This window comes from Paraburkholderia sp. BR10937 (assembly GCF_040965695.1).
Lineage (GTDB): Bacteria > Pseudomonadota > Gammaproteobacteria > Burkholderiales > Burkholderiaceae > Paraburkholderia.
Window position 1 is genome coordinate 1 of sequence record NZ_JBFRCL010000305.1, and the last position, 219, is coordinate 219.

1 rRNA gene is annotated in these 219 nt (G+C 54.3%); it reads left to right on the plus strand.

The window, feature by feature from the left end:
- A 16S ribosomal RNA gene (locus AB4Y44_RS43065) occupies nucleotides 1-219 on the plus strand; the annotation flags it as partial.

The following is a 219-nucleotide window of genomic DNA, read 5'->3' on the forward strand; positions in this document are numbered from 1 at the left end:
TAAGCACCGGCTAACTACGTGCCAGCAGCCGCGGTAATACGTAGGGTGCGAGCGTTAATCGGAATTACTGGGCGTAAAGCGTGCGCAGGCGGTGATGTAAGACCGATGTGAAATCCCCGGGCTTAACTTGGGAACTGCATTGGTGACTGCATCGCTGGAGTATGGCAGAGGGGGGTAGAATTCCACGTGTAGCAGTGAAATGCGTAGAGATGTGGAGGA